The organism is Pseudooctadecabacter sp., assembly GCF_020627745.1.
Taxonomy (GTDB): domain Bacteria; phylum Pseudomonadota; class Alphaproteobacteria; order Rhodobacterales; family Rhodobacteraceae; genus Octadecabacter.
This window is the reverse complement of record NZ_JAHDGE010000019.1, coordinates 33,873-49,481: the sequence shown is the minus strand read 5'-3', so window position 1 is coordinate 49,481 and position 15,609 is coordinate 33,873. Positions and strand designations below refer to the sequence as shown.

12 protein-coding genes and 1 pseudogene are annotated in these 15,609 nt (G+C 61.9%); 7 read left to right on the top strand and 6 right to left on the bottom strand.

Annotated elements, in window-relative coordinates; all coding sequences use genetic code 11:
* Window positions 1-1,558: hypothetical protein (locus tag QZ653_RS09245; protein ID WP_296419768.1), on the top strand; the 1,558-nt coding region annotated here is incomplete at its 5' end.
* An 8-nt stretch (window positions 1,559-1,566) separates the two neighbouring features.
* On the opposite strand, the gene QZ653_RS09240 is transcribed toward QZ653_RS09245, so the two are convergent.
* Genes QZ653_RS09240 through QZ653_RS09230 form a run of 3 tightly spaced genes read right to left on the bottom strand, consistent with a single transcriptional unit; the run spans window position 1,567 to window position 3,250 of the window.
* Window positions 1,567-2,283: a DUF4329 domain-containing protein gene (locus QZ653_RS09240; protein ID WP_296419767.1), complete on the bottom strand. Its 717-nt coding sequence runs from the start codon at window positions 2,281-2,283 to the stop codon at window positions 1,567-1,569.
* Between the two features lie 22 nt (window positions 2,284-2,305).
* On the bottom strand, window positions 2,306-2,986 hold the full coding sequence (locus QZ653_RS09235; protein WP_296419766.1) for a hypothetical protein: 681 nt from the start codon (window positions 2,984-2,986) through the stop codon (window positions 2,306-2,308).
* Window positions 2,987-3,016: 30 nt separating this feature from the next.
* Window positions 3,017-3,250, bottom strand: a complete 234-nt coding sequence (locus QZ653_RS09230) for a hypothetical protein (protein WP_296419765.1) — start codon at window positions 3,248-3,250, stop codon at window positions 3,017-3,019.
* A gap of 170 nt (window positions 3,251-3,420) precedes the next feature.
* On the opposite strand from QZ653_RS09230, the gene QZ653_RS09225 reads away from it, so the two are divergent.
* The 3 genes from QZ653_RS09225 (at window position 3,421) to QZ653_RS09215 (ending at window position 6,134) form a co-directional block, all read left to right on the top strand.
* The gene (locus QZ653_RS09225; protein ID WP_296419764.1) at window positions 3,421-5,073 is read left to right on the top strand and encodes a multicopper oxidase family protein; all 1,653 of its coding nucleotides are present in this window, start codon (window positions 3,421-3,423) and stop codon (window positions 5,071-5,073) included.
* A gap of 155 nt (window positions 5,074-5,228) precedes the next feature.
* A complete protein-coding gene (locus tag QZ653_RS09220; protein WP_296419763.1) occupies window positions 5,229-5,354 on the top strand; it encodes a hypothetical protein in 126 nt (41 codons plus the stop codon).
* Between the two features lie 66 nt (window positions 5,355-5,420).
* Complete coding sequence (locus tag QZ653_RS09215) at window positions 5,421-6,134, top strand: DUF6065 family protein (protein ID WP_296419762.1); 714 nt, start codon at window positions 5,421-5,423, stop codon at window positions 6,132-6,134.
* 51 nt (window positions 6,135-6,185) lie between these two features.
* Here QZ653_RS09215 and QZ653_RS09210 read toward each other — a convergent pair whose 3' ends face one another.
* Both QZ653_RS09210 and QZ653_RS09205 read right to left on the bottom strand, forming a co-directional pair.
* Window positions 6,186-8,978, bottom strand: coding sequence for a bifunctional aconitate hydratase 2/2-methylisocitrate dehydratase (locus tag QZ653_RS09210; protein WP_296419761.1), 2,793 nt, complete (start codon window positions 8,976-8,978; stop codon window positions 6,186-6,188).
* Window positions 8,979-9,131: 153 nt separating this feature from the next.
* Window positions 9,132-11,144, bottom strand: a complete 2,013-nt coding sequence (locus tag QZ653_RS09205; protein WP_296419760.1) for a BTAD domain-containing putative transcriptional regulator — start codon at window positions 11,142-11,144, stop codon at window positions 9,132-9,134.
* A gap of 198 nt (window positions 11,145-11,342) precedes the next feature.
* On the opposite strand from QZ653_RS09205, the gene QZ653_RS09200 reads away from it, so the two are divergent.
* Complete coding sequence (locus QZ653_RS09200) at window positions 11,343-11,867, top strand: hypothetical protein (protein ID WP_296419759.1); 525 nt, start codon at window positions 11,343-11,345, stop codon at window positions 11,865-11,867.
* A 73-nt stretch (window positions 11,868-11,940) separates the two neighbouring features.
* Window positions 11,941-12,999: a trypsin-like serine peptidase gene (locus tag QZ653_RS09195; protein ID WP_296419758.1), complete on the top strand. Its 1,059-nt coding sequence runs from the start codon at window positions 11,941-11,943 to the stop codon at window positions 12,997-12,999.
* Between the two features lie 71 nt (window positions 13,000-13,070).
* Here QZ653_RS09195 and QZ653_RS09190 read toward each other — a convergent pair whose 3' ends face one another.
* A complete protein-coding gene (locus QZ653_RS09190; protein WP_296419757.1) occupies window positions 13,071-14,495 on the bottom strand; it encodes a hypothetical protein in 1,425 nt (474 codons plus the stop codon).
* A gap of 185 nt (window positions 14,496-14,680) precedes the next feature.
* Here QZ653_RS09190 and QZ653_RS09185 point away from each other — a divergent pair.
* A pseudogene (locus QZ653_RS09185) lies at window positions 14,681-15,609 on the top strand (hypothetical protein); the annotation flags it as partial.

Sequence of the window (15,609 nt, the reverse complement as noted above, 5' to 3'; positions counted from 1 at the left end):
CCCCGACGGGTGCGAAAGGCGTGTCAGCCGGACGCAGGTTCAGGCGTTGCTGGCGCTTCTGGCCACCGAAGACCGTATGACCCGTCCGCGCGCCTGGGTGCAGGATAAACTCTGGAGCGAACGCAGTTCTGCCAAAGCCTCGAACAGTTTGCGCCAGACCATCCACCAGATGCGCCTGTGCTTTCCCGACGATCCCGACATCGTTTTCACCGATCGTTCTGTCGTGGGGCTGGATGCGTCCCGCATCACAGTGCGGGCGGACGGGCCGGGCGAGTTTCTGGAGGGGATCGACCTGCGCGATCAGGAATTCGAAGGCTGGTTGAGTGAAGAACGTCTGAGCAGGGCAGGCCCCGCAGGGGCCGGACAGGCGATGCGTCCGGAAACGCCCGCTTTGCAGCGCCACATCCACCGCACGCGGCGCGGGTTGGCGATTGAATGCGCCAACGACCCCTATTCAAGCCTTGGCCGGTTCGAGACATCGTTCGGGGACACGGTGCAACAGTCCATCCGCGAACTGATGGACTTTGAACCTGTGGACCCGCACCGGACATCCGGTGCGCCGCAGGATGTCATCACGTTGGGAATTCATGCCCATCACGATGCGGGCGGGCGGATTTGCCTGCGCCTTGCGGTCTACACCGGTCCGCACAGCGGCGCGGCCTGGGCCGATACGGCGACCTGTCAGGTCGCGCAGCCCACGGCCCCGTTGTCGGTTGAAATGCGCAATCTGTGCTGTCGCGCCAGTGCCGCGCTGAGCGACCATCTTTGCCAAGCGGGGCAGGGCATTGCCCTGACAGACGACGCGAATGCCCTTGCGGGGGCGGGGATACGCAAGATGTATTCGATGCAGCCCGGCAGCGCCCTTGATGCGGCCGGTCTGTTCCAACGGGCGTCTGAAATCCGGTCGAGGGGGTTGTTTTCAGCGCTGCAGGCGCAACTGGCGGTCATCAAGTTTGTTGAATCCGGTGGGCAGAACCGGCAGGACCTGACCGAAATGTCGGATGAATTCTGCGCCAATGCCATGACGTCCGAAGGGACCAATTCAATCGTTCTGTCCTCGGTCGCCCATGCCCGCATGGTTTTTGACAACGACCTCGAAACCGCAGCGGAGTTGTCGAAACTTGCCGTGACGGCCAATCCGTCCAATCCGATGGCGTGGAGCGCGTGGGCCAATATTATGCTCAACACAGACCAGCTGGACGATGCCGCAAAGGCCGCGCGCATGGCGCTGGGTTTGTCGAAGGGCACCTATTTCCGGTATTGGACGGAATTCCAGTATGCCACGACCGCCGTTGCATTGGGTCACAACGCAGAGGCCACCCGGTACGCCGAACGGTCCCGCGCGCTGAACCCCAGATACCGTCCTGCCTTGCGCTATCTGGTCGGGTTATATGCCAATACATCGCAGTTCGACCACGCGCGCGCCGCCATGACGCGGCTGCAAAAGCAAGAGGCCGGAACGACTGTCGACCGCTTTTTGAACGACGAACTTTATCCGGTAAAAATGATGCGGTCCGCCGGTCTGGTCGATGCCGGAAAGCTGCGCGAAATTAAGTGACGGCAGTTTCACCCCCCGCCCGAGGTCAACCCGTTTTCGCGCATGACAGCCAGAAGGTCGACAAGGCGGTACTGCTGGCCCACCACAAATATCGTTCGTTGTGACCGCGTGCGGGGATCGACCGGCATGCAGCGCCGACAGACAAGCCGTGCGGTCTGTCCCAACGCATCAATATGCCACAGCCGTCCGCCGGGTGTTGCGACATAGCTGTCGGTGCGACGCGCAATCGCATTGCGCATGTCCACGTCGCTGGGGATTTCGCCGTTGTTGGCCCCCTGCGAGATGCCGTGGGTGTGATACACTGCCAGAAGGGTCGAATTGTTGGGCAGACGTTGTGAGCAGCTGTGACTTGTCCCGATCACCGCTTCGGAGTGAAACAGCCGGCAATCGGCCCCGATCAAAGCATGGCCGCACATTTCCAGCCCGTTCTGAAAGGACTGCCTTTGCAACGTGGCCAGCTGACGTTGCACATAGGCGCGCACCGTGGCGTCACTGTAGTCGCGGGTCTGGCAGCCAAGGCGCGCCGGATCGCCTGCCGAGGCTCCGCTGTTGTTGGCATTGTCGAAATGGGCCCGTGACAGTTGCATGTTCCATGCAGCGTCGGCCCTGTCCTGTCCGGTTTGCGGGCTTCGGGCGATGCGGTCTTCAATGGTGTTGTCACAGGATACGACGCCTGTCGCAGCCAGGGCAGCAAACACGAAAGGCAACAGGGATTGAATACGCATCGTCCGAAACCCTCTCTTGTGATCAGAACTGAAAGGCGAGGGAGCCGCCGATTTCGGTCGTGTCATAAGAGAATTCGTCCGTGACCTCCTGTGCGAGAATACGGCTGCTGGCACCGGAACTGACAAAGCGTCGTTGGTAGGTCACCTCGGCGCGAAAGCCGTCGTAGGAATAGCCAAAGCCAACCCCCAGCCCCAGCGAAAGGGGCGCGCCGGTCAGTTCGGTGTTGCCCACGCGCGCTTTGCCCGCCCCGATCCCCAAGGACAGATTGGCCGTCATATCAAGGCCGTAGTCGGTCACATATCCGATGCCCCCGTCGCCATAAAGCCCGGTATAGGAGGTTTCGAAACCGCCGCTGTCATCTGTGATCCGCGCATGTTCCAGACCCACGCCATAGGTCGCCAGGGTGCCGTCGCGGCTGGCCCCGACCACGCGGTAGCCCAGTTTCAGCCGCTGGCCGGTGCCGTCGTCACCGGTGAAGGTGGTGCCGTCCGGCAGGGTCAGATCCCAGTCGTTGACGTCAACGTCGCTGTAGGCAATGTCGACGCCCTTTTCGACAGCGTCCGACCCCAGCGCCGTGCCGTTGCTTTGGGTCAGAAGCCCCAGTGCAGATGAAATCAGATCATCACCGTCGGTTTCCTGGGACAGGGCGGGCAGGGCGGACAGCGATCCCGCCAGCGCCAAAATGAAAAGTGGTTTGTTCATTGTCGTGTCTCTTTTTTTTGCGGGTCGGGATCAGTCGTAGACCGACCATGAAAATGTTCCGTAGTAGCGGGACTGCTGGCCGGCGCTCAGAAAGGTGACCGTGCCATCCGCCCACACAAGGCGCACAGTGGCCCCGCAGTCATTGCGCATGTAGTGCTGGGCAAATGAGGCGCCGGAGGGCCGTTCGAACCAGGTCGTCAGGCAGGCGCTGGCAACGGTGGGGGTTGCCAGAAAAATAATGGCTGCTGCTGTTATCAGATGCATGGATGTTTATCCCTTCAGTGGTGTTTCGACAGACAGATGCAAACCACGGGGCACGTTATCCGCCCGTTATCTTGCCCGGCCACTGGCCCGCGGCCCATGTCTGTGTCGCAGCGTACAGACCCTTTCGCGCCCGCGGCGTCACCATGGCGCAAAACGCGAAAGGAACGGCTATGTCACATTTCAAACTGAACCGGCGTGCCATGTTGCAAGGATCGGCGGCGGGTGCTTTGGCAGCGGGTCTGCCGGTGGGGGCTGCGATGGTGCGGGCACAACCGGCGCCGGTCGATCTGACGGTCATGCTGGCGGTCGTTGATCCGAACGTCGAGAATGCGCCGCAGGTGCGAACATACAATGGCAAGACACCCGGCCCGACCTTGTCGGTTTTTCCCGGCGAGGCGCTTGAGGTCAATCTGACGAATGCCTTGGCCCCGCAACCGCCAGAGGAGTTCTGCCCCGACAGCATGAACGAATACCACGCGGCCAACAGTACCAACTTTCACACCCACGGATTGCATGTCGACCCGTTCAAGGCGTCTGACGGGCGCGACAGTGACAATATCTTTCTGACGCTGATGCCCGAAGGACAGATCGTGCCCGAGGGGTGTCACATGCACCAGTTGCGCGAAAAGACGGCGGCCTATAATTTCGAGTTGCCCGACGACCATCCGTCAGGGACGTTCTGGTATCATGCCCACAAACACGGATCGACCGCCCAGCAGGTGGGCAACGGGTTGGTGGGGCCGCTGATCGTCAAGGACAGACCCGGCTCCATGCCGCGCTACATCGAGGAGGCCCCCGAAGACCTGTTTGTCATCCAGATGCGCGACATCGAGACCGATGCGCCCGCACCGCGCGACACCGGCGGTGCGCCGCATCTGGTGCTGGTCGACCCATCAGGGCAGGGCGGCGGGACGAAAGACCCCGAAATTGTGATGCGTCCGGGCGAAGTGCGCCGTTGGCGCATCATCAATGCTGCCCCGCGTGCGGACACCTTTGTCAGCCTCAACCTTGAAAACGAGGACGGCGGCACCCCGCTTGAGGTCTACCAGATCGCCTTTGACGGGATCACCTACGACCGCCGCATCGCTGTCGATACGAAAAATGACGGAGCACCATGGGAGAACCCGGCGGCCCTTGCACCGGGCAACCGCACCGATTTTATCGTCAGGGTGCCGGTGGATGCGGACGCGGGGACACTCTCGCTGGTGGCCAATCCCCTGCCGGACCTGATGGCTGTGGCCATGGCTGAACAGGGGGATGACGCGCCCATGGTGATGGGGGCGGCACAGCCGTCGGACGCGATGGAGTTGAAAATCCGGATTGCCGGGGACCCTGTCGATGCCTTGTGGTCGGACGATCCGGCCCTGCCGGGGGGTGGGCCGCTGGTCGAACCGATTGATCCGGCCTCGATTGTGGGCAACCGCACGGTGGATTTCTATCTGGATATTGATACCAAGACGCGCCCCAAGTTCATGATAGATAACGCGGAATTCGACGGTGAGGTGAAGCAGACCATGACGTTGGGCACCGCTGAAGAATGGCTTGTGACAAACCGGAACACCTTTACCCATCCGTTCCACATCCACGTCAATCCGTTCTTTGTGACCCATATCAACGGGGTCGAACTGGCCGCAGATGATCCGCTGCGCCGGTGGCAGGACACCATGGCGATCCCCACGGCGGCCAAGAACAATGACGGCGCACCGGGGTCCTTTACGATGCAAACGCGGTTCGAAAAATTTACCGGCAAATTCGTGATCCATTGTCACATTCTTGAACATGAGGATGAGGGGATGATGCAGGCGGTAGAGGTTGTGTCCTGACCGGCGCGCCCCACCTTTGACGTGGGCTGCGGGCGGGTGACTGATGCACAGCACCTGCGGGGTCAGGGATTCCCCCATAGGACGGAAGGTGAAGGGCGGCCTAGGCTGGGCGCGCTGCAGATAAGCAGTTGCCCAACCAATTTAAGGACGTTCCCATGACACATTTGATCAAGACACCCCCCCGTTCCATGAAAGATTCCGGCGCTGTGCGCTTGGGCAACGGGGGCATGTCACCCGCAGCCCGCAAGGCCCTGACCGCCGCCACGCGGAAAGACCGCTAGGCGATCCCGTTGACCGCAGGTCGCAGTTGCGGCCTGCGCAATCGCCACCGGCACAGGACGGACCTGATGAAATTTTACCACCTCATCGACGGCGGGCTTGCCCCGCAACGTGCAGACACATCGGCCTTGGGAACCCTGCCCACCGACGGGTTTCGCTATTGCGAACCGGTTCGGGCGGCCAGCGCCTTTGGCTGGTATGTTTTCTTGCCTTTTGATCTGAAAGTACGGTGGGACGGGTTTGAATTTTGCTGGTCTCTGGACGATGGCGACAGCTGGTTCGACCTTGGTCGGGGTGTGCAGTATCCGCACGCGGCCGCGCGGTTCGATGCCGCTGCACCGGACGGGATGCAGGGGCTGTCGCCGCCCTTTTTGAAACGGACCAATGCGGCGGACATGTTGCAGATCTGGACGGGCTGTTTTGTCCAATCAGCGGCGGGCGTGTCCAGCCTGGTGCGTGGCCCCTGCAACCTGCCTCGCCCCGTGGGCGCGCGGGTCGTGGAAGGAATTATCGAGACAGACTGGTGGTTCGGACCGCTTTTTGCCAACGTGCAGTTCACCCGCCCCGACACCGCCGTGACCTTTCGTGCAGACTGGCCGTTCCTTCAGGTGCAGCCGGTTGCGCAGACCCTTCTTCGAGACAGATCAAAGGTGGATGTAGCGTCCGGTTTCGAGGGGTTCGGCCCCGCCCAGTGGGACCGTTATCGTGCCACCCTTGATGGATCATCCCCCGCGCGTGTCGGGGGCTACGCCGCCCGCGTGCGAAAACGGGCGGCCCCATAAAAAATCCCCGGCGGGCAGGGCCAACCGGGGATTTAATGTCAGACGGGTGTCCTAGAAGTGGACGGAGGCCATTTTATCCAGCGGTGTTTTCGCAGGGGGTGCGAATTTCGTCAGATCAATGCCTTTCACGGCGTCCTTGTATTCCGACAACGTGGGCGTGCGGCCCAGAATGGCGGACAGGACGACCACAGGTGTGGAGGCCAGCAGGCTTTCGCCTGCCTTGTCGGCGGAATCCTCAACCACGCGGCCTTTGAACAGACGGGTGGATGTGGCCAGAACCGTGTCGCCCTTGGCGGCTTTTTCCTGATTGCCCATGCACAGGTTACAGCCGGGCCGTTCGAGGTAGAGGATGTTTTCATACTCCGTCCGCGCTTTGCCCTTGGGGTCGGCGTCGTCGAATTCGAAACCGGAGTACTTTTGCAGCACGTCCCAGTCGCCTTCTTCCTTCAACTCATCAATGATGTTGTAGGTCGGGGCAGCCAGTACCAGCGGCGCCTTGAATTCGACCTTGCCGGTCTTTTCTTCAAGGTTCCGAAGCATTTGCGCCACGATCTTGATGTCGCCCTTGTGCACCATGCAGGACCCCACAAAGCCCAGATCAACCTTCTTTTCCGCGCCATAGTAGGAAATCGGGCGGATGGTGTCGTGGGTGTAGCGCTTTGAGATGTCGGCGTTGGTGACATCGGGGTCCGCGATCATGGGCTCCACGATGGCATCCAGATCGACGACCACTTCGGCGGCATATTTTGCATCCGCATCAGGGCGCAGCGCGGGCTTTTCACCGCTTTCGATCTGGGCGATCCGCGCATCGGCAATGTCGATGAGGTTTTGCAGCATGCCGTTTTCATGCTCCATCCCTTTGTCGATCATCGTCTGGATGCGCGATTTGGCGATCTCGAGGCTTTCGATCAGCGTCGCGTCCTCGGAGATACAGATGGAGGCTTTGGCCTTCATCTCGGCGGTCCAGTCGGTGAAGGTAAAGGCTTGGTCAGCCAGCAGGGTGCCGATGTGAACCTCGATGATGCGGCCTTGGAACACGTTTTCGCCGTGCTGGGCCAACATCTGCGCCTGCGTGGCGTGCACCACATCGCGGAAGTCCATGTGCGGGGCCATGTCGCCCTTGAACGTGACCTTCACCGATTCAGGGATCGGCATGGAGGCTTCGCCGGTGGCCAGCGCCAAGGCAACGGTGCCGGAATCCGCACCAAAGGCCACGCCCTTGGACATGCGCGTGTGGCTGTCGCCGCCGATGATGATGGCCCAGTCGTCCACGGTGATGTCGTTCAGCACCTTGTGGATCACGTCGGTCATGGCGTGATATTCGCCTTTGGGGTCGCGCGCGGTGACAAGACCGAACTTGTTCATGAAGGCCATCAGACGGGGCGTGTTCGCCTGCGCCTTGAGGTCCCACACGGACGCTGTGTGACAGCCCGATTGATAGGCCCCATCCACGGACGGGGAGACGACGGTGGCGGCCATCGCCTCAAGCTCCTGCATGGTCATCAGGCCGGTGGTGTCTTGCGATCCCACGATGTTGACCTTGACGCGTGCGTCGGACCCTGCGTGCAGTGTTGTGCCGTCTGCCACGCCCAAGGCATTGGCGTTGAAGATTTTTTCGACCGCCGTCAGGCCCTGACCTTCGATCGTGACTTCTTTGGACGGCGCATAGGCGGATTTCACGGGGATGCCCAAAGCCTCACACGCGAATGTCTGCAGTTTTTTGCCAAAGACGATGGCGTAGGACCCGCCGGCCTTCATGAATTCCATTTTCTGGGGGGTGAAGGACGGGGCCATATCGACCAGCTCCTCGCCCTCCTCGGAATAGAGTTTCTTGTCGCGGGTGTTGATTTTCAGGACCGTTCCGGTTTCAACCGAATACTTTTGTTCCAGCACAGGGTTGCCGTCGTTGTTCAGGATCGGCTTGCCGTCTTCGTCCAGTTTGCGGACCCAGTTTTTCAGGTTCACACCGATGCCGCCGGTGACGTCCACGGTGGTCAGGAAGATGGGCGAAATGCCGTTGGTGCCCGCAACCACAGGGGCGATGTTCACGAACGGCACGTAGGGAGAGGCCTGCTTGCCGGTCCACAGCGCCACGTTGTTCACGCCGGACATCCGCGAGGATCCCACGCCCATGGTGCCTTTTTCCGCAATCAGCATGACGCGTTTGTCAGGGTGCTGCAGCTTCAGGTCTTCGATGTGCTTTTGCGCCGCTTCCGAGATCATGCATTTGCCGTGCAATTCGCGGTCCGCGCGGGAGTGGGCCTGATTGCCGGGCGACAACAGGTCGGTGGAGATGTCGCCTTCGGCGGCCACATAGGTGACCACTTTCACCTCTTCGTCGATGTCGGGCAGTTTGGTGAAGAATTCGGCGTCCGAATAGCTTTCCAGAATGTCACGGGCCACGGGATTGCCGGCGTCCAAGGCGGCCTTCAGGCGCGCCATGTCGGCGTCGTACAGGAACACTTGGGTTTTCAGAACGTCGGCTGCATCTTCGGCGATGGCCGCATCATCGCCCAAAGCCAGATCAAGAAGCACGTCGATGGAGGGGCCGCCCTTCATGTGGCTCAGCAGTTCAAACGCGAACGCGGGGGTGATTTCGGCCACGTTGTCCTGACCCAGAATTACGTTCTTGAGGAACTGCGCCTTTACACCCGCGGCAGAGGTCGTGCCGGGCAGGGTGTTGTAGATGAAGAAATTCAGCGCCTCATCGCGGTGGGTGTGGGACGTGTCGCGGATGATGTCGATGATCTCTGCGGTCAACGCGCCGTCGTCGATGGGCTTGGGGTTCAGGCCCTGATCGGCGCGGGTGGCGATTTCGTCGCGGTATTGGTCATAAAGGGTCATTGTGGTGTCTCCGGTCCGGATGAATATGCGGGTGGCGTGAGGGGGGCTAATCCGACTCAAACGCGATTGTATGCCGATGTATGCAAAACTCATGCGCGCCGCAACCCCGTTTGCAAGGGGCCTGTCAGGGGAGGCGAAACGACGGCGTGCGACTTATGCGGGCAGACCTGCCAGAACCAGCAACCTTCGGTATTCGGCCCCCTTTGCCGCGCACCGGAACGGGGTGTTTGCCTTCAGGCTGCTGACGCGGAAATCAGGTTCGGCGGCCAGAACCCGTGCCACCATCTGGATGGAAATGTCGGCCTGACCGGTCGCGGCTGCGGCCGCCGCCGTCAGACGCAGGTTCGATGTGTAGCCGCCGTTGCGGGTGGCCGAGGCAAGACCCGCGCGCACCGCGTCCTCCATCCGGTTTGCCGCGAAATAGGCGATCGCCAGAAAGTGGTCATACCGAAAGCCGAGGGGCGTGTCGGAGTTGAGGGCCCGCGCATCGGTCAGCCGCGAAATCGCCTCCTCCGTCTGTCCGGCAAAGGCGAGGGCTGGACCGGTCCACAACAAGGTTTCCGCATCCCCCGGTGACGTGGACAGGGCTTCCTCAAACAAAACGTCCGCTTCGGCGTAACGATGGGCATAGACGGCGCGTTTATGGCCCAGCATGGACAGGGCGCGCCCGTTGCGCCGGTCTGACGCCAGCGCGCGGACCAGATGATTTTCGGAGGCGGCCAGATCGCCGGCGACGTCTGCCGACCACCCCTGACCGACCCGCAAACTGTACCAATCCGACAGGGCAACCTGCGCAGGGGCAAAGTCGGGGGAGGCCGCAACCAGGGTCTGCAACTGGCATCCCGCCGCGTCGAACGTGGCAGGGTCAAGTGCATAGGCCAGATCCTGTGCGCGCAGCAAATGGTGATAGGCCGTCAGATGGGTAAAGTCGATTTGCTGTGCCTCGCTCAGTTCCGCCCCGTGCATGTTTGGCAGAATGCAATTCACGACCTCGTCCGCGATGCGGCTTTGGGCATGGGCCAGATCGTCCGCGGTGATCTGGTAGCGGTCCGCCCAGATCACCAGACCTTCGTCGGTTTTGCACAGTTCCACATTGAGGTGAAAGCTGGCCCCGACGCGCCGGATATGGCCATTGACCACATAGCGCACGCCAAACCGTTCCATCAGCAGATGGGCCACATCGGGGTGGTCCGACAGGGGCCGGATCGAGGTTTGCGACACCACCGAAATGTCCTGTGCCCGCGTGATCCGCAGGGTCATGTTTTCGACCAACAGATCACCGATGCCGCTGTCGTCGTCCGTCAGGCCGGAGGTCTGCATGGGCAGAACGGCCAGAACGGGCCGTCCGTGATGCCGCACGATACCCGCAGGGGCGGCAGGCCGCACCGGGGCAGACAGCGGCTGCGGTGCCGCACCGGCGTCGGACGGAGCGGCCATTTTGATCCGGGCAGCGAGGTTCTGGGTATCGATGGAGGGGTCCATGTCCAGTTCGTCGTTCATGCGGGCGTAAAAGGCCGCATAGATCTGCAAAGCCTTGCCAATATCGCCCAGATCCCATGCCAGTTGCATGGCAAACCGGCAGGTGCATTCGCCCATGGGGTCCAGCATCGTGGCGGCCTCGGCAAACTCGATCCGTGTGGGGGGCGGTAGATCATCGCGTCGCGCGGCATCAAACAACGCGCGCAAAATGCGGTCACCATTGGTCTTGCGCATGTCGCGCACCCAGTCGCCAAAACGCTCACTCAGGGTTTCGAAGCCGTACAGGAAGTCATTGACGCATTCCCCGCCCGTGCGCAGGGCATCCGGCAGGCGGCCTTGCCTGATCTCATCAAGGATCATGTCGGTTTCTATGGCGATCTGATCGGGGATCAGCGACACTGTCGTGCGGTCCATCACCAAGGCCCGTTGCAAGGCAGGGTGGGCCGCGCGCAAATCCGACAGCGCCTGCCGCAGCGACGCGCGCGCTTTGGGTTCGGGCACGTCCCCCCAGATCAGCCCGGCCAGCAGGTCACGGGGCACGGACGCGCGGTCCATGGCCAGATAGGCCAACAGCGCGATCTTTTTGCGTGCGGTCAGTCGCAGCCCATCTGCCGCCCCGTCAAGCCACGCGCCGCTGAGCACGCGCAGGATGATGCGGTCGTCCGTCATGGTGTCAGTCAGGGTCATCGCGGAAGTCCCTTTCGTCAATCTATCGCAAAAATATCTGCCAACCCGGATGCCGGAGTATTGACGCGCCCTTGGCGCGGCCATGGCGGGGGATTGACGGTTCAAATGTCTGATGGGTGTCGAGGTTCATACCGGACCTCCGCCGCATAACGGCGCAACGCATTGGCCGGTCTGGCCGTATTGAAAAGGAAACTCACTATGGAAAACGAATTGGTAAGCAACTCTGGCGGGTCTGTCTCGATTGATCAGGTTCTGGGCGGGGACAGCAGCGATCAGGAGGCTGAGGAAGTGGCCTCCATCGAGGCGGATTTCGTTCAGTTTGACGCTGATTTCGGCACCAACCTGATGGCACCCGAGAGCGCCGTGGCATCGACAAGCATGCTGGATCAGGCGGCGGAAGGCACACCCTTCGCGGCGCCCAAGGCGGAAACCGGCGGCACGTTGAGCCTGCTGGAAATGGCCGACGGCAATTTCGGTGACAATGGCGAGGAAGGCTTTGGCAGCTGGATCCGTGACCGGGTGAAGCCGATTGTGAATGCCATCAAGGAACGCGCCAAAAAGATCATCGCCAAGATGGTCGCGCTGGCCCGCCGTCTGGGCAAATACGCGGCTTGCGTCGGCAAGATCGTTGCCGCGATTGCCGCGTTCAAGGCCAAGAAATGGGGCACCGCGATCAAGGCCGCCTTTGAGGCGTTCAAGTGTATCCGCGCCCAAAGCGCGTGATCTGACCCCTGTCGTGTCGGGCCGTGCTGCGTGTGGGGTCCGACACACCGCCATTCTTTGAAAGGAGAGGATCATGGCTGCGAAAAGTACAAAATCAACCAAGGGCCGCACGACCAAGGCGAAGACCAAGGCCAAGAAAGACGATTGCGGATGCGGTTGCAGTGATGCGCCCGAAAGCGCGCCAACGGTCGCTGCGGCAGACATCGAGATGATGGAGGCCTTTGTGGCGGACGCCGAGGCGATGACGCCCGAGGCTTCGGGCGGTGCCGAATTGGTCGAAGACGGCAACGATGTGGAAACCCATGGTGGCGGGTCACTGGAATACGCCGAAGGGTTCGAATTGTTCCGGCCCATGGTGCGCGGTCTGGGCCAGACAGAACCGGAAAGCCTGCCGGAGGCGTATGACCAGATTCCGCTGGCCTGTTCGATGCACTTTGATGCGGCCCCTATGGCCGAAACCGTCTGTGGCCATGACGGCCGTGTGCAGGTGGGCCAGAACGGCGCACCGCCGTGGCGGATGATCTGCCAGTTGATCATTACCATGGCCAACGGCGCGCGGTCCCGCGGGACAGGGTGGTTTATCTCACCGCGGACGGTGATGACCGCAGGGCATTGCGTCCATTCCGCCCGCAACGGCGGCTGGGCCACCAAGATCGAGGTTATTCCGGGCATGTCTGGCACCTCGCGTCCGTTCGGGTCATCGGTGGCCACCCAGTTCCACTCTGTGGCCGGTTGGGTAAACCGGCACGAGCCTGCGAATGATTACGCCTGTATCGTGCTGCCCAAGGGCGATGATCTGGGCGCACGCACCGGTTGGTTCGGCTTTGCCGCGCTGTCGGATGCGTCGCTGAAGGATTTGTTGGCCAACAATTCCGGCTATCCGGGTGACAAGACCTTTGGCACGCAGTGGTACAATGCAGGCCGCATCATCGGCACGGAACCACAGCGTCTGGCCTATATGTTCGACACAGCGCCGGGCCAAAGCGGAAGCCCCACGTGGCGCTATGACAAGACGGTCAAGAAGCGGCACGTGATCGGCATTCACAACTACGGCGGCTGCGCAAACCGGTCCACGCGGATCAACCGGACGGTGTTCAATACCATGCAGGCGTGGAAACAGCTGGGCCAGTAGACGGCCCCCACAGAATGCCCCGCCACCATCACGGCGGGGCATCTTGACGTGAACAGGGGCCATCGCGGCGGTCATGATCCTGTCCCGCCCGCTGTCAGCACATCGTCATAGGTCATCACCGGCGTGCCTGCAGGCATCACGCCATCACGCGGTGTCCAGTCCGCACCCCGCCTGGATGTCCGGTTCAGGACGCTGCCGTCATCGTGGACCAGCACCCCCACCAGAGTATCGGCCAGAAGGATCGACCCCAACGGGCCAAGGTGCCGCCCACCGGCCAGCACCTCGGCCTCTTTCACGATGTAGAACCACAGCGGCGTGTTGGACACCAGATCGGTGTCCGCAATGAGAGGTCCGGTAGGGCCCGAGAGCAGGCCAGCCTCGGGCAGGGGCGGTATGACAAAACCTGTCTTCGCTTCGACCCGCGCGATGCAGCTTTGTGCGGTGGGCAGGTTGAAGATGTAGGATGCGACAAGGTTGTCTGTGACGCGGTCGTCCAGATCGGGCCGGGACGGGGGCAGTGCCAGATAGAAGGGCAGCGCACCCAGGGCAGAGTCCAGCGGCAGGGGGGGTGTGGCGGTCCCCGAGGGCCGCGCTGCACTCATGGCCGCATAAAGAGGCGCACGCTGCGTGAGGGCGTGATCCAGTGCCGCCCGGTCACAGACCCGCGCCAGCACATCAAAGATCATGACCCATTGATAGATCAGACGGGTCTGGTCCCTTGCCCATCCGAACAGATCGTCGACAGGGGCTTTCGCCTGCGCGTCCGGCGCGCTGTCCACGATTGCGTTGTGCAAACGCGCCCAAGCCAGATGTATCTGTATCAATTCCGACGATGTGCCGTTGCGTCCGTCCGGCAGGATGGGGCGGTCAAGACAGAGAGCGTTGTCCGTCTGCCCCTCAGGACCGAAGAAGAATGCGCGGTGCGCGGGGTCGGTCAGGTTTCGCAGATTTGCCTGCGACAGTGCCGCACCCGCAAGGTCGCGCACACGCACGACGTCCGCACGCCCGTTCTCACGACGGGGCAGACGCCATTTTGCGGGGGCTGTCGGATCGCGAAGGGCAAGGGTGAGGTGTTCTTCGATTTTCGAAAGCGGCGCGCCGTCCCCGTAGAGGCCCGACAGGTCCAACCGCCCTGAACATTGGTTGCGCAGGGCGGTTGTCGCGGCCCCGCGGCCCAAGGGCATCCCCTGTCTGATCTGGTCGCGTGTCTCGGGCGAAGCCGCAATGACCGGACATCTCAGGTCATGATCGGCGAACTGGCACAGATGACCCAGAAGGCCGGACACGAAGGGCAGAGGGGGGCTGGCCCTGCCGGACGCTGAATCCGCCATCTGCGCGGCCAGCCGTTTCACGGCCCCGAGCGCCCCGGGCGACTGTGGAACGCCGGCCGCCGTCGGAAACAGATAGGCAAAACCACCCGCAGCGGGCGGGGCGGCACCGGCATCCTTCATCGGCCATAATGTGGACAGGACGCCGTGCCCGGTTTGAAAAAACATCGTTGAAAATCCTTGACAGAGGGCACGCGAAATATGCGGCCCTGAGGGATGACAGCACAGTGTGTGTGAGGGCCGCGCAAAGCTTGCGTGAACGTGCCGTGAATTCGCACACGGCAAGCCGTGAACCCCACGACAGGTCGCAAATTATCTGAAAGGCTGCACAAAAGCGGATGGAGGAGACGGCGATGTCAAAGGCTTACAGAACACCCTACGATCAGGTGGCGCAGACTTTGGCCCGTGAGGCTGGACACCACAGGGGGGAAGTTGCGATCCCTGTCTTGATGCGTCTGACTGATGCGGCGATGGCGGACGTGGGGCGGATGGACGGGATGTGGACAGCCGCCATGCGTCACGATGCGGCCCCGACATACCATGCGTTCAGCCCCGACCTTGACCGCGTGATGCGGATTTTGAACGATGATGCCGACGCCTGCGCACCGCAGGGGGCTGATTTTCTGAGCCGCGTGATCGTGTATCTGATCTGCCCCGATATCGCGGCGGATGTGGACAAGGTGATTGCCGCGTTCATGGGCGCGATGACGGCGGTGGACGGTCATCAACAAAACCCGCTGCTTGAGGCGTTGTGGATCGGGCCCATGGTCCGCTTTGCCCCTGACGGGGCTGCGCCAAACGGGCGTACGGATGGCCTGCGCATGACGCTGGACACCGCGACCGATGCGCCGGTGGTGGGTATTATCGACGACGGGATCGGTTATCTGAATGCAGCCTTCCGACAGCCGGGGGGCGACACGACCCGTCTTGACGCGGTGTGGCAGATGCACCGCCCCCGCAGGCGGGCCGGTGCCGTTGATCTGGGCCATACCCCCCTCGGCGGTGATGCCATTGACGCGCTGATTGCGCGGGTGCGCGGGGGGCAGACGACCGAAGGGCAGATATACTACGATGACAACCTGCGCCTTTACAGCCACGACAGCTATCACGGGACAAACAACGCGGTCACCCACGGCACCCATATGCTGGACCTGATCTGTCAGCAGTTCACCCCGTCTTTCAAGACACCGTCGCGCGATGTTCTGGCCGTGCAGCTGCCACCGTTTTCGGTGCGCGACACCTCAGGGGACCATCTGGCGTTTTTTGCCTATGTGGGGCTGCG